Genomic DNA, 25,530 nt, shown 5'->3' with positions numbered 1-25,530 from the left:
CTCAAAAAATCCCGGCGCGCCCATCCTATCGCCTGTTTCGAGCCTGTGAAGGGCGGAATGACGCGAAAGTCAGAAAGACAGGCGCGCGCCGACCCACAAGGTGCGCGGCGTCGCGCGTTCGACGATGCCCGACGACGAGATCGCGGCGGGCACCAGTTCGTCAAACAGGTTTTCGCCGCGCGCCTCGATGCTGACCGCGTCCGAAAAACGCCACGACAGCCCGGCGTCGAGCGTCAGCGCATCGTCGAGTGCGAGCAGCCCCAGGTCGTCTTCGTTCTGCTTGCCGACATAACGCAGCGTCGCAAAGCCGCCGAACGGGCCACCTGTGTTGCTGCGCAGCGATACGCTGCCGCCGTGCTTGGCGATCTGCGCCGGACGGCGGCCGTCGAGCGCCAGCGCCGCGCCCGAAGCGTCGACCTTGGCATCGGTGAAAGCGTAAGTGGCCCGCAGCGTCAGCGGACCGAGCGCCTGTTCGGCGCTGACCTCGACGCCCTTGCTGTCGATCGCGTCGAGATTCTGCCGCTGGTTGAGGTTCGGCGCGAGCGTCACATTGGCGATCGCGTTCGTCAGATGGTTCGCGAACAGCGTCGCCGACAATTTGGTGTCGCCATTGTCCCAATCGGCGCCAACCTCGCCGCCCCACAGGCGTTCGGGTTTCAGCGCGGCATTCGCGGTCGTCACCTCGGCGCCGACGCGGAACGGGCGATAAAGCTCGTTGAGCGTCGGCAGGCGCCAGCCGCGATAGGCGGCGGCGCGCAGCGAGAATGCGTCCGACGTCCAGCGCACGCCGGCGCGGCCGCTGCCTTCCCAGCCCTGCCGCGCCGCGAAGCGCAGGTCGGTGATGACGGGGCCCGCGATATTGCGTTCGAGCCGATAGCCCTCGCCCAGCCACCAGCGGTCGACGCGGCCGCTGAGCGTCCAGAGGAAGCCTTGGTCGCGGTCGCCCGACGTCCATTCGGCAAAGGCGCCCACGGTATCGCTGCTCCCGCCCGCGATGCGGTGGCGGCCGGGCGTCGTGCCGCTGAAGAAGAAATCCTCCTCGGTGCGCCCCGTGGTGCGGCGCCAGTCGATCCCGGCGCGAACGGGATTTTCGCCGTTTAGGGCCGGGCGCAGTTCAAATCGTGCGCCCAATCCGGTAGCCGGAACGCGCTGGAAGAGCGCGGGAGCGACACTGGCTCGCCCCGCCGCAACGCTCGCGAACCCACTCTCGAAATCGCGCAATTGGGCGTAGGCAAGCGCAAGCCACTGCGTCTCGCCGTAGCTGTCGTGGACGATGCGCACGCTCGCATCGACGCCATCGACCTTGCTGCCGGTAAAATCGGTGCCGCGGTCGCGTCGATCGGCGAAGCCGCGGAGGCTGGCTTCAATTCGGCTGCGCCGGCCGGCATCGAAGCGCAGGCGAAGGCCAAGACCGCCTTGTTCGTAAGGCGCCGCGCGATCGACCGCGCCGCGCTGCGCAGCGACGATCGGAACGAAGCCATCGCCGCGGCTATAGCGGCCGTCGATAGCAACCCGCCCGCCGTCTCCCAACGCCGTGCCCGCCGAGGCGGACGCGTCCCAGCTGTTGCGGCTTCCATAAGCAAGGCTTGCCGAACCGCCGTTGGTCATATCCGAATGCAGCGTGATCGTTCCGGCGAGCGCGCCCGCGCCGTCGACGCCGCTGCCCCCGCCACGAGTGATGAAAATGCCGCCAAGATTGATCGCGTCATACGCTGTCCACGCGACCCACCCGCCAAAAGGGTCGGCCTGCGGCACCCCGTCGAGTGTCACCAGTGCACGGCTCGACGCATTGCCGCCAAGACCGCGCAGCGTGATGCCCTGGCTCGTGGGATGCGCCGAGCGGCCGTCGGAGCGGCGGAACTCAACGAGGCCCGCCTCGTCGCGCAGGCGGTTTTCGACGCGGGAGCCAAGGCCGGAGTCGACGTCGGTCAGGAACTGGCTGCCCTGGACGGCGTCGCTGTCCGAACGGCGGAGTACGCCGCTGCCGTTCACGACAATCACGGCCTTCGGCAGCGGAACGAAATGAACGCAGCAAAACGGGTCCTCGACCGTCTCCTCCGCCTCGGTCTGCGCCACCGCCGCCGCCGGCAACGCCAGCGCGAGGGTTCCCGTCAGAAGGCGGATCACGCGGGCTTGACCGCGTCGGGGTGGGCGCGCTGGAACGCTTCAAGCTCCATGCACGCGGCGTCGATCTCGACGAGCCGCGGAAAGGCGTCGAGCGGCACCTCGAAGCGGCGCGCATTATAGATTTGCGGCACGAGGCAGCAGTCGGCGATCCCCGGCGTGTCGCCGCCGAGATAGCGGCCGTCACCCGCCATCGCCTCGAGCGCCTCGAATCCTTGCGTAATCCACGTCGCGATCCAGCGGTCCTTGGTCTGCTCGTTGAGGCCGAGGTCGCGCTTCAGATATTTAAGCACGCGGAGATTGTTGAGCGGATGGATGTCGCTCGCGATCACCTGCGCGCGTGCAAGCGCGACGGCGCGCGGCATCGCTTCCTCGGGAATCAGCCGCGGTTCGGGAAAGGCGCGGTCGAGCCAGTCGATGATCGCCATGCTCTGGATGATCGGCTCACCATCGACGACGAGCATCGGGACAAAGCCTTGCGCATTCTGTTCCAGATAGGCGTCGCTGCGCTGCTCGCCCGCGATCAGGCTGATCTCGACGCGCTCATAGTCGAGCCCTTTCAGGTTCATCGCGATGCGAACGCGAAAGCTGGCCGAGGAGCGGAAATAATCGTGGAGGACGAGCTGGGTCATGGCCCGCCTAATGCGATGCTTTCGGCATCTCCGCAATCCATTGCCTGAGCAGCGCCGCGCCCTCTTTATGTACCGTAGACCGCCCGACCTCGGGCATCGCGATGCCGGGGTCGGTGCTTTCGAGGCGATAGATGAGGAAGCTGCGCGCCGGATCGCCGGGCGCGATCGCGAAATCCATGCCGCCGCTGCCGCGCCCCGCCGCGGTCGGGCGCTTGCCGATGCCATAGTTCACGCCCGTGGGGTCGTCGGTCCAGCGCAGGAAAAGCCCGCTGTTCGACGCGCTGCCCGCCGGATTGTGGCAATGCGCGCAATTGACGTCGAGATAGGCGCGGGCGCGCGTCGCGACGCTACCGCTTTTGGGATCGTCCCATTGCGGCATCGTTGGTTTGAGTGCGGCGGGATTCTCGAAATAGACGCTGCGCAGCTTGTCCGAAGCCGCCGGATCGAGGATGAAATTGCGCACCTTCGGGCCGATCGGCACGATCTCGCCGCCGAGGCTGTGGCATTCCTTGCACTGGTTCTTGTTCGGCACCGCGTAGCGGATACTCTGCGTCTCGCCGTCTGGGCTCTTGAAGGTCACCGGCACGCGGCGGCCGCCCAAGGCCAGCGTCGCATCCTTGCCGTCGGCGTCCCAGATATAGGGCAGCGCAGTCCAGCCGCCGGCGCGGCGGATCAGCAGGCGCGTTTCGACCGGGCGGCCGTCGTTGACGTCGCTCCAGCCGAAGCTTTTGACGAGCACGGTTCCAACCGGAAACTCGATGACGCCGTCGGCCGCGACCTTCGCCTTCTTTCCCGCCGGGATCGAGATGAAGCGGTGCTTGTCGGTATAATCGCTAAACAGCGGCGCACGCAGCGTGTAGCCGATGCCGGTCGAGGGTGTTTGCGGATCATTGCCGCGAAACAGCCCGAACGCTGACAGCTTTGCCGGCATCGCATCGCTTTCGACCACCGCCTGATCGACCCCGGGCGGCGGCGATGCCGCCCCGCCGCTCGCACACAGCAGCGCCGCTCCAACCGCGGCGAAAACGCGCCTCACCGGACCTTCGCCTCCATCGCGTCGGGCAGCTTGATCACGGGCAGCGCCGCGGGCGGCGTGCCCTTCGACAGGTCGGCGGGCGACGGCTTCGCCTCGCTCTGCGGCGTCTTCACATCGGGCAGGTTCAACGACAGCACGCCGACCTTGTCGAGCACGATCGCATCGCCCGCACCGTCCCACAGGACTGGCGGGATGCTGCCGCCCATCGCCGCCGCAATCATGTCGCCGCCAGGGAACTTCGGCGCATAGCCCGCCTTGCCATGCTGGTTGCCACGCACGACGATCGCGCGGGGCAGCGGCTGATATTTCGGATCCTTGTGCTCATAACGATAGCCCACGATCATCACGTTCGCGGTGCCATTGTCGGCGAAGACATTGTCGAAAATCTCGACATTGCGGTTCGCCATCACGAGCACGCCGGTGCCCGTCGGAACGCTCGCGACAATATTGCCCTTGGGCGCGAAATTGGCCGTGCTGTTGTCGTTCACGATATTTTCGAAGACGCGGACATTGTGCCCGCCCTGCATCGGCAGGCTCGGCAGGTCGAACACCAGGATGCCGCCGGTATTCTTCGTCGCGATATTGTCGTGGACGTCGGCGTCGTAGCTGTTCTCGATTTCGATCCCCGCGACATTTTCGGTCGCGATCGAATCGCGGACGACGATATTCTTCGACTGGCCGACATAGATGCCCGCATCCGACGCGCCGCGCACGAACACGCTGTCGATCAGCACGTCGCTGCTTTCGACCGGATATATGCCGTAGGCGCCGTTGGTTTCCCTGGGCCCCGCGGTCCATTCGACGCGCAGCTTGTGATAGACGATACGATCGGCGCCTTTCGACTTGATCCCGTCGCCCTTGGTGTTGAGCACCGCGAATTCGGTGAGGAAGACGTCGTCGGAGGTGACGAGCAGTCCCTCGCCCGCGCCCTGCTGCCCGGCGAAGTCGAGGATCGACCCGCCCTCGCCCGCCCCGGCGCCGCGCACGGTCACATTGGCGACGTCGAGCGACAGGCCGTCGGTGAGCTTCCACACGCCCGCGCCCAATTGCACCGTGTCGCCCGGCTGCGCGAGGATCAGGGCTTCTTGCAGCTTTTCGTTCGCGTCGGGCGTTGTTGCACTGACGCTGATCACTTTCGCCGCCGCCGGACTGGCGGCAAGGACCGCCACGATGCTGAGCGTCGCCGCGTGGCGCAGGCCATGGAATCGCATATGTCTCTCCCCTTATTTTCGGGGAGCATGGTGCAAGACTTGACGGATGCCAAGCGATGTTGCTGACATATGTGTAGCTAACCCGGGGAGAGGTCGCTTTGATTCACAGATTAGGTTTGGCGCTTGTCGCCTTGATAGCCGTGCCGTCGATGGCGGCGGCGCCCGCGCCGATTGCCGGGCGCTGGAAAACCGACGATGGCAAGGCCGTCGTCGTCATGGCCGCGTGCGGAAACAAGATGTGCGGGCGCGTCGATCGCCTGCTGATCAAGCAGCCGACTGGGGGCCAGCGCGACGAGCGCAATCCCGACAAGGCGAAACGCGGCCGCCAGGTCACCGGACTACAGATTTACTGGGATCTCGTGCCGCATGGCGACGGCTGGAAGGGCGAAGGCTATAGCCCCGAGGATGGGCGATATTATAAGGCGCACCTGCGCGTGAACGGCGGCAAGATGACGATGAAGGGCTGCGTCAGCCTGTTCTGCCGCACGGTGACGTGGACGAAGATGGGATAAACTCGATCCTCCCTGTGCCGCAGGCATGGGGAGGTGGCAGCGCGACGCGCTGACGGAGGGGCTGTGGCGCAACGTCGCCGCCCCTCCACCACCGCCTACGGCGGCGGTCCCCCTCCCCATCGCTTCGCGACAGGGAGGATTTGCCTTCACCCTTCGCCCAAAATCCAGTTGACGCCCTCGGCGACGTGAATGCGCGTGGTGTCATAGATCGGCAGCAGATTGGCGTCGGTGTCGACCAGCATCACCAGTTCGGTGCAGGCGAGCACGATCGCCTGGATATCCTGTTTGGCGATATCGGTGATGAAGGTTTTCATCGTGCGGCGCGAACTTTCGTTCACCTTGCCAAGCATCAGCTCTTCGTAAATGATGCGGTCGATCTCGTCGACGCGGCTCGAGTCATAGGGTGCGAGCGTCAGCCCGTGGCGCACCAGCCGCTGACGAAACCAGGGTTCGGTCGTCACATTGCGCGTGCCGATCACCGCCGCCGACTTGACCCCGTCGGCCTTCATCTTCTGGCCGGTTTCGTCGACGATGTGGAGGATCGGGATCGAGATCGCCGCGGCGACATCCTCGGCCACCTTGTGCATCGAATTGGCCGCGATCATCAGCGCGGTCGCGCCGGCGGCCTCAAGCCGCTGCGCGGAGGCGATCAGCACCTCTTTCGCATGCGTCCACCCTTCAGGGGTCGTGATGCGCGACAGCTCGCAATAGTTGAGGCTCTCCATCAGGATCGGCGCCGAACAGGCTGTGCCGAGGCGCTTTTGCACCCCCTTGTTGAGATGGCGGTAATAAAGCTCGGTCGATGCCCAGCTCATCCCTCCGATCAGGCCGATTTTGCGCATATTGCCCCTTTAAAACACATCGCCCCCGCGTAGGCAGGGGCCGCTATCAAGGCAGCACCGGGCTGCCAGCGGCCCCTGCCTTCGCAGGGGCGACGATTCTTGTCTAGTGCCCGCTGCCGCTGAGCGCCTTGACGATGTCGTCGGCCATCTTCTTGGCATCGCCGAGCAGCATCATCGTCTGGTCCATGTAGAAGACGTCATTGTCGACGCCGGCATAGCCGACCCCGCCCATCGAACGCTTCACGAACAGCACCGTCTTCGCCTTTTCGACGTCGAGCACGGGCATGCCGTAAATCGGCGACGTCTTGTCGGTCTTCGCCGACGGGTTGGTCACGTCGTTCGCGCCGATGACGAAGGCGACGTCGGCCTGCGCGAATTCGCCGTTGATGTCCTCGAGCTCGAACACCTCGTCATAGGGGACGTTCGCTTCGGCGAGCAGCACGTTCATATGGCCGGGCATACGCCCCGCGACCGGATGGATCGCATATTTGACCGTCACGCCCTCTTTCTTCAGCTGATCGGCCATTTCGCGGAGCGCATGCTGCGCCTGCGCGACCGCCATGCCGTATCCCGGAACGATGATGACGGTGTCGGCCTGGCTCATCAGGAAGGCCGCGTCTTCGGCGCTGCCGGGTTTCCACGGACGCTGTTCCTTCGACCCGCCGTCGCTTGGTCCGGCGTCGGCGCCGAAGCCGCCCGCGATCACGCTGATGAAGCTGCGGTTCATCGCGCGGCACATGATGTACGACAGGATCGCACCCGACGAGCCGACGAGCGCGCCGGTGATGATCATCGCGGTGTTGCCGAGCGTGAAGCCCATCGCCGCCGCGGCCCAGCCCGAATAGCTGTTGAGCATCGACACGACGACCGGCATGTCGGCGCCGCCGATCGGGATGATCAGCAGGAAACCGATAAGGAAGCTGAGCCCGGTAACCGTCCAGAAGATCCACGGGCTCTGGTCGAAGGTGAAATAGGCGACGAGCCCGATGATCGCGGCGAGCGTGCCGAGGTTGATGATGTGCCGGCCCGGCAGCATGATCGGCGAACCCGACATATTGCCGTTGAGTTTCAGGAAGGCGATGACCGACCCTGAGAAGGTGATCGCGCCGATCGCGATGCCGAGCCCCATTTCGATCCGGCTGACGGTGAAGATTTCGCCCGCGGCGTCTGCAATGCCGAACGCTTGCGGATTGAGATAGGCCGCCGCTGCGACCGCGACGGCCGCCAGGCCGACGAGGCTGTGAAAGGCCGCGACAAGCTGCGGCATCGCGGTCATCGCGATCCGCCGCGCCATCACGATACCGATCACGGCACCGATCGCGATCGCGACGAGGATTTCGACCAGCCCGACCGTATCGAGGAAGCCCTCGGCGGTGGCCGGCGCATGGGTGAGCAGCGTGGTCACGACGGCAATCAACATGCCCGCCATACCGAAACGGTTACCCGCCTGCGCCGTCGCCGGGCTCGACAGCCCGCGCAGCGCGAGGATGAACAGGACGCCCGCTACCAGATAGGCGACGGAGGCCCAGGGGTTGACCGCGAGACCGTGGCCGCCGGTTGCGGCGGAAAGGATCGACTGAAATTCCATCTCAGCGCTCCTTCTTCTTGTACATCGCCAGCATGCGCGCGGTGACGGCGAAGCCGCCGAAGATATTGATGCTCGCCATCACGACCGCGGCGAGGCCGAGCCATTTCGACGAGGCCGAACCCGCGGCGGCGCTGGCGATCAGCGCACCGACGATGATCACCGACGAAATGGCGTTGGTGACGCTCATCAACGGCGTGTGCAGCGCCGGGGTCACCGACCAGACGACGAAATAGCCGACAAAGCAGGCCAGTACGAAAATTGAAAAAATCGCGATAAAATCCACGGGCTCGCTCCCCTGCTGATTCCGTTTCGCGCACCTCTTGCCGCGCGCCGCCGAATGTGTCGACTCCAAAGCTCCCAAAAAGAAGCGCCCGCATTTCTCAGCGTGAGAAATGCGGGCGTTTTGCGACATTAAATATCGCTTTGCCGGCCAAACCGGCGATGTTTTTTACATTTTCGGGACGAGCACCGCGTCGATGACATGGACGACACCGTTCGCCTGGCCGACATCGGCCTGCGTCACCGTCGCCTTGTTGCCGCTGGCGCTGGTCAGCAAAATGGTGTCGCCGCTCTTGGTTGCGGTCAGATCCTGCCCGTCGGCGGTCTTGAGCACGGCCTTACCGCCGCCTTCGGCGATCTTCGCGCCAAGGTCCGCCGTGGTCAGCTTGCCCGGAACGACATGATATTTGAGCACGCCGGCGAGTACATCCTTCTGCGCCGGGCGCATCCAGCCGTCGCGCGTCACCGGCGGCACCTGCACAAAGGCGGCGTCGTTCGGAGCGAACACGGTGAATGGCCCCGCGCCCGAGAGCGTTTGCGCCAGACCAGCCTGCGTCACCGCCGCGGCCAGCGACTTGTGCTCGGGCGAGGCCGCGAGGTTGGCGGCGATGGTGCTGCTCGCCAGCATCGCCGACGGGCCGGCAGCGGGCGTCGCGGGCACCGCGGTTTCGCCGCCCGCGACGGTGGTCGTCTCGGTCGGCGTTTCCTTCTTGTCGCCGCAGCCCGACAGCGCGAGCGCGGCCGCTGCGGCCGTCAAGATCAGATGGGTTTTCATATCCTTATCCTTTCGAAAGCCGGACGCAGCGGCGCGAATCATCAACCGAGGCTGGGCATCAACACGCCATTGATGACGTGAATATTACCGTTCGACTGCTCGACGTCGGGCTGCGTGATGAAGCCGCTGCTGCCCTGCGTGCCGTCGACCTTGATGTTGCCCTGCACCTCGGTGAAGGTCAGCGTCTCGCCTTCGACGGTCGCGAGCGTCGCCTTGCCGCCGCCGGCCTTGATCTTCGCGTAAAGATCCTCGGCGGTCACGCGGCCCGGAACGACATGATAGGTCAGCACCTTCGCAAGCGATTCGGTATTGTTCGGGTTCATCAGCCAGTCGGTCATCGGCTGCGGGACCGCGGCGAAGGCCTGGTCGGTCGGCGCGAAGATCGTGAAGGGCTGGCCCGCGAGCTTGTCCGACACGCCCGCCGCGGTCAGCGCGGTGGCCAGCGTCTTGTGGTCGGGCTTGGCGGCGATTTCGAGCGCGATGCCGGTGGGCTGCGCGGGTGCGGCAGGGGCCGCGGCTTCAGCCGGAGCGGCAGCGTCGGCGGCGACTTCAGCGGCTTCGGCCGGCGCGGCGGTTTCCTGTGCGTAAACGGGCGACAGGGTGGCAAGCACAAGGAGGGGAGTGGCGAAAAGCTTCGCAGACGACATCAATCATTCTCCAGTTGGTTGAAACTCAGGGTTTGGGGAACCCTGAACGCATAGTAACCAAAGGAGGTTTCATGAAAAGGCGGAAATCGCCGTTAGCCTGCTCCACAGCGCGCCGATAGCGCCGGCGGCTTTGCCCTGCCTCACCTTCGGCGAAGGAAAGCGGGCATCTCAATCATATCAATGCCTTGACGGGTGCGCTGAATATATAGCGTCGGATCGGTTTGAAACCCGAATGATGCCGTGTTCTCATTCACCTCTTTGATCGAGAGCAACGAGTTCAGAACAAAAACCACCCATTTGCCGCCGACTTGTTGCGATCCATAGGGCTGCCAATACACCTTTGCCCCTGCATTTTCGAAGGACACATTCACCCGAATATGCTTGGGGGTCGTACCGCTATGCTTAAAAAGCATAAGCATATTTTCAGGGTAGAGATGCCGGTCGATTTCTTCAAAACCGACTTGGCTGGGCATGGGCTGGGCATTGGCAATGCTCCCGCCAACCTTGGGCGGGCTCGTGAGCAAGTCAAAAACTTGAAAGGTCGCGTCAAATTTTCCGTCATTGTCGCGGTCGGTAAAGCAGGGTCGCTTATTTCCTGCCGGTATAAAGAGCCCTTTGCCTGCTTTGCCAGGACTCCGGTCTATCACGGTGCAAAAACCGATCTGTTCGGCGTCGTTGTAAACCAAATAAAGCGGGGTCCCCGCCGGAACCTGACCGTCCAGCGCGGCATCGGTCGTACGTACCATACGAATAGGTATCAGACGTTGCTCGAGGAAGGTTTTACCCTTCATTGCCGTCACCTCGGCCACGCCTTTCGGCGGCGCGATCTCCCATATGGTATGGACGACTTCTGCCTGCGCATTGGTGAAACTGCTGATGGCTGCGAAAGCGATTACCGCCGCGCGCAACACGATATTCAACCCAGCAACCGCTCGTTCACGACCTTGCCGCCCTGAGTCAGGCGCACGGCGTTGCCGATTTCCTCGTCGAGCACCGGCTTGCCGGCTTCCTTGTCCCAGAAGGCAGAGAGGAAGTTGAACAGGTTGCGGCTGAACAGCGCGCTGGTGTCGGCGGGCATCAACGCCGCGATATTCTTCGCGCCGATCACGGTCACGCCGTGGAGGCGTTTCGCCTCGCCCGAGACCGAGCCTTCGACATTGCCGCCGCTTTCGGCCGCCATGTCGACGATCACGCTGCCCGAGCGCATTGTCGCGAGCTGCGCGTCGCTGATGAGCCGCGGCGCGGGGCGCCCCGGGATCAGCGCGGTGGTGATGACGATGTCCTGCTTGGCGATGTGCGATGACACGAGTTCGGCCTGCGCCGCCTTATATTCGTCGGACATTTCGGTGGCATAGCCGCCCGCGCCCTCGCCCTCAATCCCCGCGACGCTCTCGACGAAGATCGGCTTGGCGCCGAGCGACATGATCTGTTCTTTGGTCGCCGCGCGCACGTCGGTCGCGCTGACCTGTGCGCCGAGGCGGCGCGCGGTCGCGATCGCCTGCAGCCCCGCGACGCCAACGCCCATGACGAACGCCTTGGCGGCGCTGACGGTGCCCGCGGCGGTCATCATCATCGGAAAGGCGCGGCCATAGGCGTTCGCCGCGATCAGCACGGCCTTGTAGCCCGCGAGATTCGCCTGGCTCGACAAGATGTCCATCGACTGCGCGCGGGTGATGCGCGGCATGAATTCCATCGCAAGCGCTTCGAGCCCGAGCTTCGCATAGGCATCGACGCGTTCGCGCTCGCCGAACGGGTTGAGACCTGCGGCGAGCCAGGCGCCCTCGGCAAAGCCCGAAAGCCCCTTGGGATCGGGCCCCCGAATCGCGAGGATGATGTTCGCGCCCTTCAGCGCGTCGGCGCGGCTGCCGACGCTCGCGCCCGCGGCGCTATAATCAGCATCGGCAATCGAGGCTTGTTCACCTGCCCCCGATTCGACGGCAACTTCGGCGCCCAAGCCGATGAATTTCTTCACGGTTTCCGGGGTAGCAGCGACGCGGGTCTCGCCTTCGGCGAGCTCCCTCAGGACAGCGATGCGCATGCCGTTCGATCAGGACGCGATGAGAAGGACGACGCCGATGACGACGACCGCGGTGATGATCGAGCCGATCTTGAACAGGCTGATGAAACCCGCATAGGTTTCTTCGGCTGCCTTCATTTCCTGCTGTGCCATCGCTTTTCCCCTTAAACGGTCATTTGCTGTGCGCAAACGCACAGCGCCGCGCCCAGAATCGGTTATCGCGCCGGTCTTAGCCACGCGCCCCGCGATGCTCAAGTGCGGGTTTGCGCCCTAGACTTCGAAGTGGGAAAAGACGAATGCCCTTAATCGCCCTTTTACCCCTATCGGATACACATGCAGCCCTCAGCAGAACAAACCCATAGCAATGTCGGTTCAGGGGGCAGATTCGGAACGATGACGAACACGCGCGACACGCGAATGGTGATGATCGTCGACAGCGAGCCTGCCCAGCAGCGCTTTCTGGCGGCCCTTGTATCGCGCGGCGGCTGGCGCAGCGTCATCGCCGCGGACACCGACACCGCGCTTGCCAAACTCGGCACGCAGGAAGGCATGGCGCTCGACGCCGTTCTCGTCGACCAGGGCGCGCCGGGGATGGATATTTCCGAATTCGTCGGCGAACTCCGCCGCTGGCGCCCCGCGCTGCCGCTCGTCGTGATCACGATGCGCAACGGGGTCGAGGTCGCGGTCGGCGCGATGCGCGCCGGGGCGAGCGACTTCGTCCAGAAACCGATCGCGCCCGACCGGCTGCTCGAAGCGCTCGACCGCGTCGTGTCGACCAGCGGCCCGCAGGGCGAATTGCGTCCGCTCACCGAAAAGCTGCGCGCCCCGCTCGCTTTCGAGGAAATCATCGGGTCGAGCCCCAATTTCCGCAGCGCGCTGGCGATCGCCGCCAAGGCCGCGCGCGCGCGCGTACCAGTGATGATCAACGGCAAGCCCGGCACCGGCAAGGAAGTCTTTGCCCGCGCGATCCACAGCGCGAGCCCGCGCGCGCGGGGCCAGCTCGTCATGGTCGATTGCTCGGCGGTGTCGCCGGGGCTGATCGGATCGGGGCTGTTCGGCCACGAACGCGGCGCTTTCGCGGGCGCGTTCGACCGCCAGGTCGGGCGGCTCGTCCAGGCCGACGGCGGCAGCATCATCATCGACCATGTCGAATGCATCCCGCTCGAAACGCAAGCGAAGCTCGTCGAATTCCTGAATTCGGGTGAGGTGCAGATGATCGGCGGATCGATCCGCCAGAGCGTCGACGTGCGCATCATCGCGACGAGCACGAGCCCGCTCGACAAGCTGATCGAGGCCGGCCACTTCCGCGAAGACCTATTCTACGCGCTGTCGAGCGCCCAATTCACCCTGCCCTCGCTCTCCGAGCGCCGCGGCGACGTCGGCCCGCTCGCGCGCCATTTGCTCGCACGCATCGGCGGCCTGCCGGGCATGGGGCCGATCGGGGTCACCGACGACGCGCTGCGCCTGCTTGCCGCCTACGCCTGGCCGGGCAATGTCCGCCAGCTGCAGGACGTGCTGTTCCGCGCCGCGGTGAACAGCACCACCGATGTCCTCACCAGCGCCGATTTCCGCGCGATCGAGGCGACGCTCGGCGGCGGCAGCCCGAGCGGCGAAGGCGAAATCGCGATCAACGGCGAGGCGATCGGCGTCACACTCTACCTGCCCGACGGCAATCTCCGCCCGCTCGAGGAGATCGAGGCCGACGTCATCCGCCTCGCGATCGGCCATTATCGCGGCCGCATGAGCGAAGTCGCGCGGCGGCTGGGGATCGGACGCTCGACGCTCTATCGCAAATTGAGCGACCTGGGGATCGACACGGCTGCTTAATATAAGTCTAGACTTATATAATTGACGACTTATTTGTTCTCCGAATTCAATCGGGAGAATCATCATGTCGTTCGATACCGTCGCCCAAGCCGCCATGGTCGTCCGCAAGGTCGAGGATGTGACGCACGAGGGCCAACCCGCGCGCGCAGTCGTCGCCTCGCGCGACTATCCCACCGACATCGCCGATCTGTGGAATGCGATCACCGAAAAGGACCGCATCCCGCGCTGGTTCGCGCCGGTCGACGGCGACCTCACGCTCGGGGGAAAATATCAGATCAAGGGCAATGCCGGCGGCACCATCACCGCGTGCGACCCGCCGCGCAGCTTTGCGCTGACATGGGAATTCGGTGGCGGGGTAAGCTGGGTCGAGGTCGAACTGGCCGCGGCGGGCGGCGACAGGACGCGCCTGACGCTGAGGCATATCGCCCCACTCGACGACAAATCCGAGGAATTCTGGGACAGGTTCGGCCCCGGCGCGGTCGGCGTGGGCTGGGATCTGTCGCTGATGGGACTTGGCTGGCATATCCAAACCGGCGAGAGCAACGAACGTTTCGCCGAAGAAACCTGGGCGCTGAGTGACGAAGGCAAGGCGTTCGCGACATGGAGCAGCGAGGCATGGACCGCCGCTTCGATCGCCTACGGCACCGCGGAGGCGGCCGCGAACCGCGCTGGCGCCAATACGACCGCGTTTTACACGGGCGCCGAAGCACCCGAATGAGCCCCCAATGAGCCACGCCTTCGACATCCTCGGCGATCCCGTCCGCCGCCGCATTTTGGAATTGCTCGCCGACGGCCAACGCGCGTCGGGCGAGATCGTCGAGGTGATCGCCGCCGAATTCGCCATCTCGCAGCCCGCGGTGTCGCAGCATCTGCGCGTGCTTCGCGACAGCGGCTTCGCGACGTCGCGTGCCGACGGGCGGCGGCGGCTCTACGCCATCGCGCCCGAGCGATTCGACGAGATCGACGCATGGGTCCAACGCTTCCGCCGGACGTGGGAGCCAAGGTTCGAGGCGCTCGCGACCGAAGTGGCGCGCGGGAAGAAGGCGCGGCGGGTGGAAGAATAACTCCCCTCCCTTTAGGGAGGGGTCGGGGAGGGCCTGTTTCGGCGGCGGACGACCTCGACATGCCCCCCCCTAACCCCTCCCGCAAGCGGGAGGGGGAAAAGATCAAACCGTCAGCGCCGCATCGCGCAGCCCGCGCCAGACGCGCAGCGCCTGCCGGTTCTCGGCAATGTCGTGCACGCGCAGCAACTGCGCGCCTTGCGTCGCCGCCTGATAATGCAGCGCCACCGTGCCGCCGAGCCGCTGGTCGGCCGCCGCCTCATTATCGAGCGCCCCGATCATCCGCTTGCGGCTGGCACCGAACAGGATTGGGCAGCCCAATGTGTGGAACAGCGCGAGGCCGTTGATTAGCGCGAGATTGTCGCCGACGCCCTTGCCGAAGCCGAGCCCCGGATCGACGATGATCTTTGCCGGATCGACCCCCGCTGCGATGCACGCCGCGACACGCTCGGCGAGCATGTCGTAGACGTCGAACAGCACATGCGCGTAATTGCCGCCCTCGTGCGGGTCGCTCTTCGCTGACGGCGCGTGCATCAGCACGATCGGGCAACCCGCGTGCACGACGACTTCCATCGCGCGGTCGTCGTAGCGCAGCGCCGAAATATCGTTGACGATCCGCGCGCCGGCGGCAAGCGCGGCCTCCATCACCGCGGCCTTGCGCGTGTCGATCGACACCGCGACGCCGCCCCGCGCGAGCGCCGACACCACGCCTTCGATGCGCTTGATCTCGTCGCCTTCCCACACCAGCGGCGCGCCGGGGCGCGTCGATTCGCCGCCGACATCGATGATCGCCGCGCCCGCGGCGCCCATCGCGAAACCGGCTTCGGTCGCGGCGACGGTATCGACATGCTTGCCGCCGTCCGAAAAACTGTCGGGCGTGACGTTCAAAATGCCCATGAGCTGCGGCTCGTTCAGCCGGATCTTCCGCTCGCCGAGTTGCAGCACACCGCGCGGCCGCACGACGCCGGCGCGCTGCGCATTTGCCGCCTGCGCCAATCTGTCGGGCATCGCCGCGATCCAGCCATCCCACTCGGGAATGGGAACAATTGCCGATTTGACGGTCAGACCGTCGCGCAGGCTGATGTGCCATGCCGCGAACCATACCATCGAGTCGGCGATCCGCAGGCAATCGTCGTCAAGTTCGTGCGGGCGGTCGACGAAGCAGGTCGGGCGGCAATAGATTTGCGCATCCGCCGACGCGGCGCCGAAGTCGGGCTTGGTTAGAGGTGAAAACATGCCCGGTCCCTTCGTCGCCCCCGCGAAGGCGGGGGCCGCTGGCATTATAAAGCCGCCACGTCGTGGCAAGCCGATTACGGCCCCCGCCTTCGCGGGGGCGACGGTCTTTTACGCTTCGTTCGCCAGCAACCAGTCCTGCCGCACCGCATCGATCACACGGAGTTCCTTGCCATTGTCTACATGCCAGAAGGTCCAGCCATTGCAGCTCGGCGCCCCCTGCAGGCCCGCGCCGACCTTGTGGATCGAGCCTGCGGGCTGGCCTTCGCAATCGAGGCTGCCATCAACGCGCACCTTGGCTTTCCAGCGGCGCTTGGTATCGGTCAATATCGTTCCCGGCGCGATCATGCCGCATTCGACGAGCGTGCCGAACGCGACGCGCGTCGCGGCCTTCGGCGCCATCATCGTCTTCACCGCGCTTTCGTCGAGCGGCAGCGCCAGCTCGATACGTTCCAGCGCGGCCGCGATATAATCATCCTCGCGTTCGATGCCGATGAAGTGACGACCAAGGCGCTTTGCGACCGCACCCGTCGTGCCGGTGCCGAAGAAGGGATCGAGGATCACGTCACCGGGGTTCGAACAGGCGAGCAGGACGCGATAGAGCAGCGCCTCGGGCTTTTGCGTCGGGTGAACTTTCGTGCCGCCCTTCTTGAGCCGTTCCTGGCCGCCGCAGATCGGGATCAGCCAGTCCGAACGCATCTGCAGTTCGTCGTTCAGCGTCTTCATCGTGCGATAGTTGAAGGTGTAGCGCGACTTTTCGCCCATCGACGCCCAGATCAGCGTCTCATGCGCGTTGGTGAAGCGCGTGCCCTTGAAATTGGGCATCGGGTTCGCCTTGCGCCACACGATGTCGTTGAGGATCCAATAGCCATTGTCCTGCAACGCGGTGCCGACGCGGAAGATATTGTGATAGCTGCCGATCACCCAGATGCTGCCGTTCGGCTTGAGGATGCGCTTCGCTTCCTTGAGCCAGGCATGGGTGAAGCGATCGTAGGTCGCGAGGCTGTCGAACTTGTCCCAGTCATCGTCGACCGCGTCGACCTGGCTGCCGTCGGGGCGCAGGAGGTCGCCGCCAAGCTGGAGATTATACGGCGGATCGGCGAAGATCATGTCGACCGACGCGGCGGGCAAGCTGCGCATCATCTCGACGCAATCGCCCTGCAAAATGCTGTCGAGCGGCAGGTCCGCGGGGTCGACCTTCGGCGTCCGCTTCTTCGTCGCCGGCGCCTTGACCCGTTCCATCACACCCATGCTTCACCCCGTTCCTTGCTCGTAAGAAGGCCCTGATGAGTCCAGCGGAGTCCGCCGTCAAGCGCAGGAGTCTAAGGAATCCGCCTCTCTAACTGGTTAACGCGATGAGAACGAAAGGAGTCTGGCACACCATATGGAGTCGGCCGCGACTCGGAGACTCAACCACTGGTGGTGTGGCGATGAAGACTCACTGGCGAAAAAAATTTGCGTCTCGGGGTCAGAGCCCCGGCTCGACCCCCGTCAGGTCGATCGAACGCTGCCACAGTTCGCGCGCGAGCTTTGGATCGCGCGCATCGCGCGTTGCGCGCGCCGGGCCCGAGCGACCCGACACCTCGCCGAGCCCCTGCGGCCCCAGATAGTCGCCGCCCTGCACGCGCGCGCCCGTCGCCGCCTGCAAGGTCGGCCACGCGCCCTGCGCCGCGCTGTTGAAAAAGGGCGCGGCGAGCGGGGTCATCGTGCGCAGCGGCAGCGGCAAGTGGCGCGTCAGTTCGGTGAGCGCGACCCCCGGGTGGCATCCGATCGCCTGGGTCGCGCGCCCCGCGGCGCTGAGCCGCCGGTCGAGCTCGAACATATGGAGGAGGTTCGCGAGCTTGCTCATCTGGTAGCGCGCCCAATTGTGATAGCTGCGCGACGCCGACAGGTCGCTGTAATCCATCGCCCCGTTGCGGTGCGCGATGCTGCCGGTGATAACGATCCGGTCGTCGACATGCGGATGGAGCAGCCCGGTCAGCGCGAAGGTGCCGAGGTGGTTGACCCCGAATTGCAGCTCATACCCCTGCCTGGTCAGCGTCCGGGGCGGGATCATCACCCCCGCATTGTTGATGAGGACATCGATCCGCGGTCCCGCGAGCACCGCCTTCGCCGCATCGCGCACCTGGTCGAGGTCGGCGAGATCGAGCGGCTGGAACGACAGTTCGGCCTTTGGCACGTCGACCCAGATGCGGTTCATCGCCACCTCGGCCTTGTCCTCATCGCGGCAGGCAAGGATCACATGCGCGCCGCGCGCCGCGAGGATTTTGGAAACTTCAAACCCGATTCCGGCATTGGCACCGGTAACAAGGAAACGCCGCCCTGTTTGCGTACCGACATCGTCGGCCGAAAATCCTCTGCTCATCGCCTGTTCCCCTCTTAGGCTTTTAGGCTTCGGGCGGTCAGACCAGCTGCATTTGTGCGACCGGGGCAAAACTGGTCCGATGGTGCGGCGTCGGGCCATGCTGGCGCAGCGCCGCGAGATGCTGCGCCGTACCATAGCCCATGTTGGTTTCCCAGCCAAAGCCGGGGAAGTCGCGCGCCGCGGCGACCATGAAACGGTCGCGATGCTCCTTCGCGATGATGCTCGCCGCCGAAATGCACGGGTGGAGTGCATCGCCGCCGATGATCGCGGTCGCGGTGTAGCGCCAGCGCGGCAGCCGGTTGCCGTCGACGAGGACCTCGGCTGGCTCGAACCCCAGCGCCTCGACCGCGCGCGTCATCGCAAGGAAGGTCGCCTGCAGGATGTTGACGCGGTCGATCTCCGCAACGCTCGCCTCGCCGACGCCCCAGCGGCAGCGCGCCTTGATCTGCGCTTCGAGTTCGGCGCGGCGTTTGGCGGTGAGCTTCTTGCTGTCATCGAGGCCGGGGATGCCGCCCTCGCAGAGCAGCACCGCCGCCGCGACGACGGGCCCTGCGAGTGGTCCGCGCCCGGCTTCGTCGACGCCGACGATCACTTGTTCCCCTTCCATTTATGGGAGGGGTTAGGGGAGGGCCTGTCGAGGTTCGGCGCTGTCGAAACATGCCCTCCCCCAACCCCTCCCGCAAGCGGGAGGGGAGCTATATCCGCCACGGCGGATATCTCCGATATTCGGCCGCTTGGTACAGGCACAGGCGATTGCCCGCGGGATCGGCCAGCCGTGCCTCGCGCCAGCCCCATTCCTCGTCCTTGGGCATCTGATCGAAGCGCACCCCGCGCCGCGCCAGATAGGCGACCCACGCATCGAGCGCGCCGCTCTCGAGATAAGCGGTCACCCCGCCCGCCGCGCCGTCGCCGACGTGGATCGACAGGGTCACCCCGTTGGCGGCCTCGAAGCGCGCGTAACCATTGTCGGGGCTATCGACGATCTGTGTCAGCCCCATCTGCTTGTAGAAAGCGACCGACACCGCATAGTCGTTCGCGGGCAGCGTGACCTGATTCAGCGCCGGGCCGGTGAACAGCCCGTCGTTGCGCACATATTGCTGCCCCATCGGGCCATGCCCCTGCCCCAGTCCCGGCGCATCGTGCAGCGAAAGCCGCACGAAATCGCGCGCGCGCGCGATCGCGGGTTCGAGCGGCATGCTCTGTGCCAGCCCGGTCGCGATCGCGCTCGCGAGCGTGCAGCCGGTGCCGTGGCTGTGCGGCGTGTCGATGCGTGGCGCTTCCCAGCGCGCGACTTCGCCCTCGCCGGTTTCGAGCAGCCGGTCGATCACCGTCTCGCCCTCGGCATGGCCGCCCTTGACGAGCAGCGAACAGCCGTGCGCGAGCACCGCATCCTCGCCGCCCAAGGCTTCCAGTTCGGGCAGGTTCGGCGTTGCGACCATCGCGCGATCGAGCAGCGCGCGAAACGCGTCGATCGTCGCCGTGTCGGCGAGCACCGATCCGCTCGTCGCGATCATCACCGGATCGAACACAAGCGCCGCCTGCGCGAGATCGGGCCGCGACAATCGCTCCGCAACCGCGGCCGCGGTTTCGGCGCTGCCGATCATCCCGATCTTGACCGCGTCGACGCCGAGGTCCGACGCGACACTGTCGATCTGTTGCAAGACCATCGTGGTCGGGACCGGATGGACGCCCTGCACCCCCAGCGTATTCTGCGCGGTGATCGCTGTGATGGCGGTCATCGCATGGCCGCCGAGCATCGTGACCGCCTTGATGTCGGCCTGGATACCCGCACCGCCACCGCTATCCGAGCCGGCGATGATCAGGACGCGCGCGGTCACCGAACCACTCCGTCGTCCCGGCGGAAGCTGGGACCGCTATCGGGCATAAGCCGCGTCATGACGCACCCGATCCCAGCTTTCGCTGGGATGACGTGAAAGTGGACGGTCACCCCTTATGCTTTCGCTCCGTCGAAGCGGGGAATTTCGCCAGCGCCGCGCCCTCGCGCAGCGGCCGGTCGAGAAGGTCGCCGCCGCAATTGGGGCAAATCTCGTCGAGCTTATCGGCGCAGTTCGCGCAGAAGGTGCATTCGAACGAGCAGATGAAGGCGCCGTGAAGGTTGGCGGGCAGATCGCGTCCGCATTTTTCGCAATCGGGTCGCATTTCAAGCATGATAAGTCTCTTTCGGTTCTAAAAATCAAATGGTTATGCCGTCGCCGCGCGCACGGCGTCGCAGATCATGTCGACGACCTGCTCGACCTGTCCGGCATCGTCGCCTTCGGCCATGACACGGATCAGCGGTTCGGTGCCCGACGGGCGGATGACGAGGCGGCCGCGGCCGTTGAGCGTGGCTTCGCCTTCGGCGATCGCCGCGATGACCTGTTTGTCTTCGAGCGGCTTGCCGCCGGCAAAGCGGACATTCTTCAAAAGCTGCGGCACCGGGTCGAACTGGTGCAGCAATTCACTCGCGGGCTTGCCCGACGCGATCAGCTCGGCGAGCACCTGCAGCGCCGCGAGCGTGCCGTCGCCGGTCGTCGCATGATCCGACAGGATCATATGCCCCGACTGCTCGCCGCCGACGTTGAAGCCGCCCTCCTTCATCCGTTCGAGAACATGGCGGTCGCCGACCTTGGTGCGCTCGAGCCGCAGTCCCTCGCCTTCGAGGAAACGTTCGAGCCCGAGGTTCGACATCACCGTCGCGACGACGCCGCCGCCTTTCAGCCGCCCCTGCCGCGCCCAGCTCGCGCCGATCAGTCCCATGATCTGGTCGCCGTCGACGATCCGTCCCTTTTCATCGACGACGATCAGCCGGTCGGCGTCGCCGTCGAGCGCGATGCCGATGTCGGCGCCGCTGGCGACCACCGTTTCCTGCAGCAGCCCGGGCGCGGTCGATCCGCATTTGTCGTTGATGTTCGTGCCATTCGGCTCGACGCCGATCGCCACCACGTCGGCGCCGAGTTCCCAGAACACGGTCGGCGCGCTGTTATACGCCGCGCCGTTGGCGCAATCGAGCACGATGCGCAGCCCGTCGAGGCGGACCGATTCGGGCAGGCTCTGTTTCACCGCATGGATATAGCGCCCGCGCGCATCGTCGATGCGCTTGGCGCGTCCGATGTGGCTCGGTTCGGCGAGCTTCGGTTCCTGCCCGAGCAAATGCTCGATCTGCGCCTCATCCTCGTCGGACAGCTTATACCCGTCGGGACCGAACAGCTTGATCCCGTTATCGCGATAGGGGTTGTGGCTCGCCGAAATCATCACGCCCAGGTCGGCGCGCATCGAGCGCGTCAGCATCGCGATCGCCGGGGTCGGCATCGGCCCGACCTGCACCACGTCCATGCCGACGCTGGTAAAACCTGCGACGAGCGCGTTTTCGAGCATATAGCCCGACAAGCGCGTGTCCTTGCCGATCACGACGCGATGCTTGTGGTCGCCGCGCAGGAAGTGCGCGCCCGCCGCCATGCCGACGCGCATCGCGACTTCGGCGGTCATCGGGACCTGGTTGGTCAGGCCGCGAATCCCGTCGGTTCCGAAAAACTTGCGCATGTTCCCTCAGCTACCTAACCATCGCCCGGCAAATGCCTGCCCCGGCTTCCCACGGGATGGCCCCCGCGGAGCATTTCCCGGCCCAAAAACCGGTTCCCGTTTCTTTCGGGAGGTGCTCTAAGTCACCCTCTTTTGCTTGGCAAGCAGGCCAGAAAAAACGCCGGGAGAATCCGTCTTGAAATCCGCTTGGTTCATCCTTTCGGCGCTCGTCGCCGGCATGCTTTTGGGAATCGGCGTCGAGCTGGTGTCCCCCGATGCCGGAACCGCCTCGCTTCCCTTTGTCGAACCGATCGGGCTGCTCTGGCTCAACGCCTTGAAGATGACGATCGTCCCGCTCGTCGTCGCGCTGTTGATTACCGGCATCACCGCCACGGCCGATGCCGCGCGCGCAGGCAAGCTCGCCTTTCGCGCGGTGATGATCTTCCTCGGCGCGATCACGCTTTCGGGGCTGATGACACTGTTTCTGGCGCCGCTGCTGCTGCGCCTCTTCCCGCTCTCCCCCGACGCCGCCGAAGCGCTGCGCCACGGCCTTGGCGGCACGACGCAGACAGGACCGTCGCCGACTTTCGGCGACTTCCTGCTCTCGCTGATCCCGACCAATCCGATCGCCGCGGCGGCCGAGACCGCGATCCTGCCGCTGATCGTCTTCACCACGATTTTCGCCTTTGCGATCACGAAGCTCGAACCCGTGCAACGCGCGACGCTGTCGGGGCTGTTCAAGGCGCTCGGCGACGCGATGCTAATCGTCATCGGCTGGGTCCTCGCGCTCGCACCGATCGGCGTTTTCGCGCTGGGCTATGCGCTCGCGGTCAAGGCGGGGGTCGCGGCGTTCGGCGGGCTCATCCATTATGTGCTGATCCTCTCGGCGATCGGGATCAGCTGCCTCCTCCTCGGCCTGCTGCTCGCGTGGCTCGTCGTCGGCATTCCGCTGCCGCGCTTCATCCGCGCGATGGTCCCGACGCTCGCAGTCGCGATCAGCACGCAAAGCTCGCTCGCCAGTCTGCCCGCGATGCTGAAGTCGTCGGAGGAGCTTGGCGTCGATCCCAAAAAGGCCGACGTCGTGTTGCCGCTCGCGGTCGCCCTGTTCCGCTTCACCAGCCCGGCGATGAACCTCGCGGTCGTCGTCTATGTCGCGTGGCTATTCGGTGTCGAGCTGACCCCATGGGAAATGGCGGTCGGCCTTGCGGTCGCGATCGCCGCGGCGCTCTCTTCGGTCAGCCTGCCCGGCTCGATCAGCTTCGTGACCTCGATCGCGCCGATCGCGGTGTCGATGGGGGTTCCCGTCGCGCCGCTCGGGCTGCTCGTCGCGGTCGAGACTTTTCCCGATATCTTCCGAACCCTAGGTAATGTCGTCGGCGATGTCGCCGCGACCAAATATGCCGCCGACGGGGTCGACGACGCGGCCCCCGCAACAGGAGAAACGCCATGAAATATCGCAAGCTCGGCCACGGCCTCGAAGTGTCGGCGATCGGCATCGGCTGCATGCCGATGATCAGGGGCGGCAACATCCTCTACGGCGAGGCCGCCGACCTCGACGAATCGACGCGGACGATCCACCGCGCGATCGACCTCGGCGTCACCTTCTTCGACACCGCACAAATCTATGGCCCGTTCAGCAACGAAGAGCTGCTCGGTGAGGCGATCAAGGGCAAGCGCGACGGGCTCGTGATCGCGACGAAGTTCGGATTCAAATTTGAGGGCAAGGCGATCACTGGGGTCGATGGCTCGCCCGCCAATGCGCGCGCCGCGTGCGAAGGCTCGCTCCAGCGGCTCGGCATCGACACGATCGACCTCTTCTACCAGCACCGCGTCGACCCGTCGGTGCCGATCGAGGAAACCGTCGGCGGGATGATGGAGTTGGTGAAGGAGGGCAAGGTCCGCCACATCGCGCTCTCCGAAGCCGGCCCCGACACGATCCGCCGCGCCGCAAAGGCCGCGCCGATCACCGCGCTGCAGAGCGAATATTCGATCTGGGAGCGCGACATCGAGGACGAGATCCTCGGCGCGTGCCGCGAGAATGGCATCGGCTTCGTCCCTTACTCGCCGCTCGGCCGCGGTTTCCTCGCGGGCGCGGTGCGCAGCCGCGACGAGCTACCCGAGAATGACTGGCGCCGCAACGATCCGCGCTATTCGGACGAAAATCTGCCCGCCAACCTCGCGATCGTCGACGCGATCGGCGCGGTCGCCGACAAACATGGCGTGTCGAAGGCGCAGGTCGCGCTGGCGTGGCTGCTCGCGCAGGGCGACGATATCGTCCCGATCCCCGGCACCAAGCGCCGCGCGACGATGGAAGACAGCGTTGCGGCGGCAGAGGTCACGCTAACCGCCGACGACCTCGCCGCGATCGACGCGGCGGCACCGAAGGGCGGGACAAGCGGGCCGCGTTACGGCGAGGTGGGAATGCGGATGGTGCGGTTGTAAGGGGCACCGTCGAACTGACGGCTAACGACCGTTTCCCGTCATTCCCGCGAAGGCGGGAATCCCGCTTCTTTCTCGCCGCGGCCAAGCGGGATCCCCGCTTTCGCGGGGATGACGAAGTAACTATCTCTTCCCGTCCAACCGCACACACAGCGCGTCGACCTTCTCCGTCAGCTCGGCGATCCGCATCTGGTCGAGCTTCTCATGCAGCCGCATGATCTCCAGCTCGGCGCGCAGGTTGATCTCGTAATCGACACTCGCGGTCAGCCGGTCCTTCGCCGCCTGCCGGTTCTGGCTCATCATGATGATCGGCGCCTGAATCGCGGCGAGCGTCGAGAGCATCAGATTCAGGAAGATGTAGGGATAGGGGTCGAACGCGAGGCCGAAGCGCTGGAGCACCTCCGAATTGAGCAGCATCCAGCCGAACAGGATCAGCGCAAAGACGATGATGAAGCCCCATGAGCCGCCGACCGCCGCGACCCGGTCGGCCAGCCGGTCGCCGGTGCTCGCCTGCGCATCCTCGATATCGGCGGCGTCGCGGCTGCTGGGCGCGCGCTTTGCGATCGACGCGACCACACGCGATTCCTCGGGATCGAGCTCGTCGAACGCGCGGCCAAGCAGCCGCAGCGACAGGTCGTTGAGATGTGTGTCCGCGTTCATTCGGCTCCTATCCCACCCAACGCCAGATCCCGGCGACCATATAACCAAGCGCGCCATGCGCCCAGGTCGCGACAAGCCATAGTATGATCCCGCCGAGCAGCGCGTGCGGGCGCGGGATCGTGTCGGCCCATGGCGTTACCCCGCCGACCTGCCGCGCATAAGGCACAAAACTTGTCCGCGCGGCCCACTGGCGCCAGGCACCGCCCATCAGCCGCGCCTTTTTCGCATCCTGGCCCGCCGAACCGATGAGGGCGAGGAAGATAATCGTCGCGGACAGGATGATCTGCGCCGTGGTCGGCATCACCAGCACATGCGCAAAAGCCCACAGCGCAAAGCCCCACATCATCGGGTGCCGCGTGATCGCGAACACGCCGCGCGGCGCGGCCTGTGCCGCCTTCGCCGCGCCCGGCGCGGGCAGCGCCGGATTGCCGATCAGCGATCCGATGAAGAGGATGCTGGCGAAAAGTACGATCAGCGACGTGAGTATCCACAGCGGATCGTCGACCACCCATAATGGCGGCTCGGGCGGCATCCCGCGCCACGCCTGCACCACCATGATGAAGGTCGCGATCGCGACGATCGAATAGACGATCTGGAACCCCCGCTCGCCGAGCCGCCCCGCGAGCCCGTCGCGAAGCGGATGCGACAGCATGAGGTGCGAGCCGACGAACAGGACGCAGGTCGCGATCAAAAGCGACATCGGCTGCATGACCAATCCCTCCTCCAACAATGTCTCATCATTTATCGCCCGGCTCGCCGCTGC

At 65.4% G+C, this 25,530-nt stretch carries 27 protein-coding genes; 6 read left to right on the top strand and 21 right to left on the bottom strand.

Annotated features, from left to right (window positions below):
- Positions 1-69: 69 nt before the first annotated feature.
- The 4 genes from ACTJI5_RS00300 to ACTJI5_RS00285 are packed head-to-tail and all read right to left on the bottom strand — an operon-like array spanning position 70 to position 5,003.
- Positions 70-2,127, bottom strand: coding sequence for a TonB-dependent receptor (locus ACTJI5_RS00300; RefSeq protein WP_440859023.1), 2,058 nt, complete (start codon positions 2,125-2,127; stop codon positions 70-72).
- The gene (gene maiA / locus ACTJI5_RS00295) at positions 2,124-2,756 is read right to left on the bottom strand and encodes a maleylacetoacetate isomerase (RefSeq protein ID WP_440859022.1); all 633 of its coding nucleotides are present in this window, start codon (positions 2,754-2,756) and stop codon (positions 2,124-2,126) included. Before maiA ends, ACTJI5_RS00300 begins: the two co-directional genes overlap by 4 nt.
- 7 nt (positions 2,757-2,763) lie before the next feature.
- A complete protein-coding gene (locus tag ACTJI5_RS00290) occupies positions 2,764-3,792 on the bottom strand; it encodes an SO2930 family diheme c-type cytochrome (protein ID WP_440859021.1) in 1,029 nt (342 codons plus the stop codon).
- The gene (locus tag ACTJI5_RS00285; RefSeq protein ID WP_440859020.1) at positions 3,789-5,003 is read right to left on the bottom strand and encodes a parallel beta-helix domain-containing protein; all 1,215 of its coding nucleotides are present in this window, start codon (positions 5,001-5,003) and stop codon (positions 3,789-3,791) included. Before ACTJI5_RS00285 ends, ACTJI5_RS00290 begins: the two co-directional genes overlap by 4 nt.
- Positions 5,004-5,119: 116 nt before the next feature.
- On the opposite strand from ACTJI5_RS00285, the gene ACTJI5_RS00280 reads away from it, so the two are divergent.
- The gene (locus ACTJI5_RS00280) at positions 5,120-5,515 is read left to right on the top strand and encodes a DUF2147 domain-containing protein (protein ID WP_058538043.1); all 396 of its coding nucleotides are present in this window, start codon (positions 5,120-5,122) and stop codon (positions 5,513-5,515) included.
- Positions 5,516-5,661: 146 nt separating this feature from the next.
- Here the strand turns inward: ACTJI5_RS00280 and ACTJI5_RS00275 are convergent, their stop codons facing one another.
- From ACTJI5_RS00275 to ACTJI5_RS00240, 8 genes are all read right to left on the bottom strand, one after another.
- The gene (locus tag ACTJI5_RS00275) at positions 5,662-6,357 is read right to left on the bottom strand and encodes an aspartate/glutamate racemase family protein (RefSeq protein ID WP_058538044.1); all 696 of its coding nucleotides are present in this window, start codon (positions 6,355-6,357) and stop codon (positions 5,662-5,664) included.
- Between the two features lie 103 nt (positions 6,358-6,460).
- On the bottom strand, positions 6,461-7,945 hold the full coding sequence (locus ACTJI5_RS00270) for an NAD(P)(+) transhydrogenase (Re/Si-specific) subunit beta (protein ID WP_058538045.1): 1,485 nt from the start codon (positions 7,943-7,945) through the stop codon (positions 6,461-6,463).
- A 1-nt stretch (position 7,946) separates the two neighbouring features.
- Entirely contained in the window at positions 7,947-8,228 is a 282-nt protein-coding gene (locus ACTJI5_RS00265) for a proton-translocating transhydrogenase family protein (RefSeq protein ID WP_039573456.1), read from the bottom strand.
- Positions 8,229-8,393: 165 nt separating this feature from the next.
- Positions 8,394-8,999 carry a fasciclin domain-containing protein gene (locus ACTJI5_RS00260; protein ID WP_440859019.1) on the bottom strand — a complete coding sequence of 202 codons (606 nt, stop codon included), beginning with the start codon at positions 8,997-8,999 and terminating at the stop codon, positions 8,394-8,396.
- A 41-nt stretch (positions 9,000-9,040) separates the two neighbouring features.
- Positions 9,041-9,646, bottom strand: coding sequence for a fasciclin domain-containing protein (locus ACTJI5_RS00255; protein ID WP_058538047.1), 606 nt, complete (start codon positions 9,644-9,646; stop codon positions 9,041-9,043).
- Positions 9,647-9,786: 140 nt separating this feature from the next.
- Positions 9,787-10,566, bottom strand: a complete 780-nt coding sequence (locus ACTJI5_RS00250; RefSeq protein ID WP_440859018.1) for a hypothetical protein — start codon at positions 10,564-10,566, stop codon at positions 9,787-9,789.
- On the bottom strand, positions 10,563-11,684 hold the full coding sequence (locus ACTJI5_RS00245) for an NAD(P) transhydrogenase subunit alpha (protein ID WP_440859017.1): 1,122 nt from the start codon (positions 11,682-11,684) through the stop codon (positions 10,563-10,565). The genes ACTJI5_RS00250 and ACTJI5_RS00245 overlap by 4 nt, the downstream gene beginning before the upstream one ends.
- A 9-nt stretch (positions 11,685-11,693) precedes the next feature.
- Positions 11,694-11,816: an aa3-type cytochrome c oxidase subunit IV gene (locus ACTJI5_RS00240; protein ID WP_056374262.1), complete on the bottom strand. Its 123-nt coding sequence runs from the start codon at positions 11,814-11,816 to the stop codon at positions 11,694-11,696.
- A 240-nt stretch (positions 11,817-12,056) separates the two neighbouring features.
- Between ACTJI5_RS00240 and ACTJI5_RS00235 the strand changes: the two genes are divergently transcribed.
- The 3 genes from ACTJI5_RS00235 to ACTJI5_RS00225 all read left to right on the top strand — a co-directional run bounded on the left by ACTJI5_RS00235 (position 12,057) and on the right by ACTJI5_RS00225 (position 14,554).
- Entirely contained in the window at positions 12,057-13,490 is a 1,434-nt protein-coding gene (locus tag ACTJI5_RS00235; RefSeq protein WP_058538049.1) for a sigma-54-dependent transcriptional regulator, read from the top strand.
- A 64-nt stretch (positions 13,491-13,554) separates the two neighbouring features.
- Positions 13,555-14,208, top strand: coding sequence for an SRPBCC family protein (locus tag ACTJI5_RS00230; RefSeq protein WP_440859016.1), 654 nt, complete (start codon positions 13,555-13,557; stop codon positions 14,206-14,208).
- A gap of 7 nt (positions 14,209-14,215) precedes the next feature.
- Positions 14,216-14,554: an ArsR/SmtB family transcription factor gene (locus ACTJI5_RS00225; protein ID WP_058538051.1), complete on the top strand. Its 339-nt coding sequence runs from the start codon at positions 14,216-14,218 to the stop codon at positions 14,552-14,554.
- Between the two features lie 102 nt (positions 14,555-14,656).
- Here ACTJI5_RS00225 and folP read toward each other — a convergent pair whose 3' ends face one another.
- The 7 genes from folP to glmM form a co-directional block, all read right to left on the bottom strand.
- On the bottom strand, positions 14,657-15,787 hold the full coding sequence (gene folP / locus ACTJI5_RS00220) for a dihydropteroate synthase (protein WP_440859015.1): 1,131 nt from the start codon (positions 15,785-15,787) through the stop codon (positions 14,657-14,659).
- Positions 15,788-15,895: 108 nt separating this feature from the next.
- Positions 15,896-17,035: a site-specific DNA-methyltransferase gene (locus tag ACTJI5_RS00215; protein WP_058538053.1), complete on the bottom strand. Its 1,140-nt coding sequence runs from the start codon at positions 17,033-17,035 to the stop codon at positions 15,896-15,898.
- A 217-nt stretch (positions 17,036-17,252) separates the two neighbouring features.
- Positions 17,253-18,149: an oxidoreductase gene (locus ACTJI5_RS00210; protein ID WP_440859014.1), complete on the bottom strand. Its 897-nt coding sequence runs from the start codon at positions 18,147-18,149 to the stop codon at positions 17,253-17,255.
- Between the two features lie 37 nt (positions 18,150-18,186).
- Complete coding sequence (locus ACTJI5_RS00205) at positions 18,187-18,756, bottom strand: ribonuclease HII (RefSeq protein ID WP_058538055.1); 570 nt, start codon at positions 18,754-18,756, stop codon at positions 18,187-18,189.
- An 88-nt stretch (positions 18,757-18,844) separates the two neighbouring features.
- Positions 18,845-19,987, bottom strand: coding sequence for a bifunctional hydroxymethylpyrimidine kinase/phosphomethylpyrimidine kinase (thiD, locus tag ACTJI5_RS00200; RefSeq protein WP_440859013.1), 1,143 nt, complete (start codon positions 19,985-19,987; stop codon positions 18,845-18,847).
- A 106-nt stretch (positions 19,988-20,093) separates the two neighbouring features.
- On the bottom strand, positions 20,094-20,318 hold the full coding sequence (locus ACTJI5_RS00195) for a DUF1272 domain-containing protein (RefSeq protein WP_037510600.1): 225 nt from the start codon (positions 20,316-20,318) through the stop codon (positions 20,094-20,096).
- A 33-nt stretch (positions 20,319-20,351) separates the two neighbouring features.
- Positions 20,352-21,689 (bottom strand): phosphoglucosamine mutase, encoded by a 1,338-nt coding sequence (gene glmM, locus ACTJI5_RS00190; RefSeq protein ID WP_440859012.1) that lies wholly within the window; start codon positions 21,687-21,689, stop codon positions 20,352-20,354.
- A gap of 175 nt (positions 21,690-21,864) precedes the next feature.
- Here glmM and ACTJI5_RS00185 point away from each other — a divergent pair, with 175 nt between their 5' ends.
- Together ACTJI5_RS00185 and ACTJI5_RS00180 are read left to right on the top strand one after the other, a co-directional pair.
- Positions 21,865-23,118 (top strand): dicarboxylate/amino acid:cation symporter, encoded by a 1,254-nt coding sequence (locus ACTJI5_RS00185; protein ID WP_440859011.1) that lies wholly within the window; start codon positions 21,865-21,867, stop codon positions 23,116-23,118.
- Positions 23,115-24,110 carry an aldo/keto reductase gene (locus ACTJI5_RS00180; protein WP_440859010.1) on the top strand — a complete coding sequence of 332 codons (996 nt, stop codon included), beginning with the start codon at positions 23,115-23,117 and terminating at the stop codon, positions 24,108-24,110. The genes ACTJI5_RS00185 and ACTJI5_RS00180 overlap by 4 nt, the downstream gene beginning before the upstream one ends.
- Before the next feature lie 120 nt (positions 24,111-24,230).
- Here the strand turns inward: ACTJI5_RS00180 and ACTJI5_RS00175 are convergent, their stop codons facing one another.
- Positions 24,231-24,767: a DUF1003 domain-containing protein gene (locus ACTJI5_RS00175; protein ID WP_439512054.1), complete on the bottom strand. Its 537-nt coding sequence runs from the start codon at positions 24,765-24,767 to the stop codon at positions 24,231-24,233.
- 7 nt (positions 24,768-24,774) lie between these two features.
- Complete coding sequence (locus ACTJI5_RS00170; protein WP_440859009.1) at positions 24,775-25,476, bottom strand: NnrU family protein; 702 nt, start codon at positions 25,474-25,476, stop codon at positions 24,775-24,777.
- Between the last annotated feature and the right edge of the window lie 54 nt (positions 25,477-25,530).

Source organism: Sphingopyxis sp. 22461 (genome assembly GCF_052044915.1).
Taxonomy (GTDB): domain Bacteria; phylum Pseudomonadota; class Alphaproteobacteria; order Sphingomonadales; family Sphingomonadaceae; genus Sphingopyxis.
This window is presented reverse-complemented; position numbering and strand designations above follow the sequence as displayed.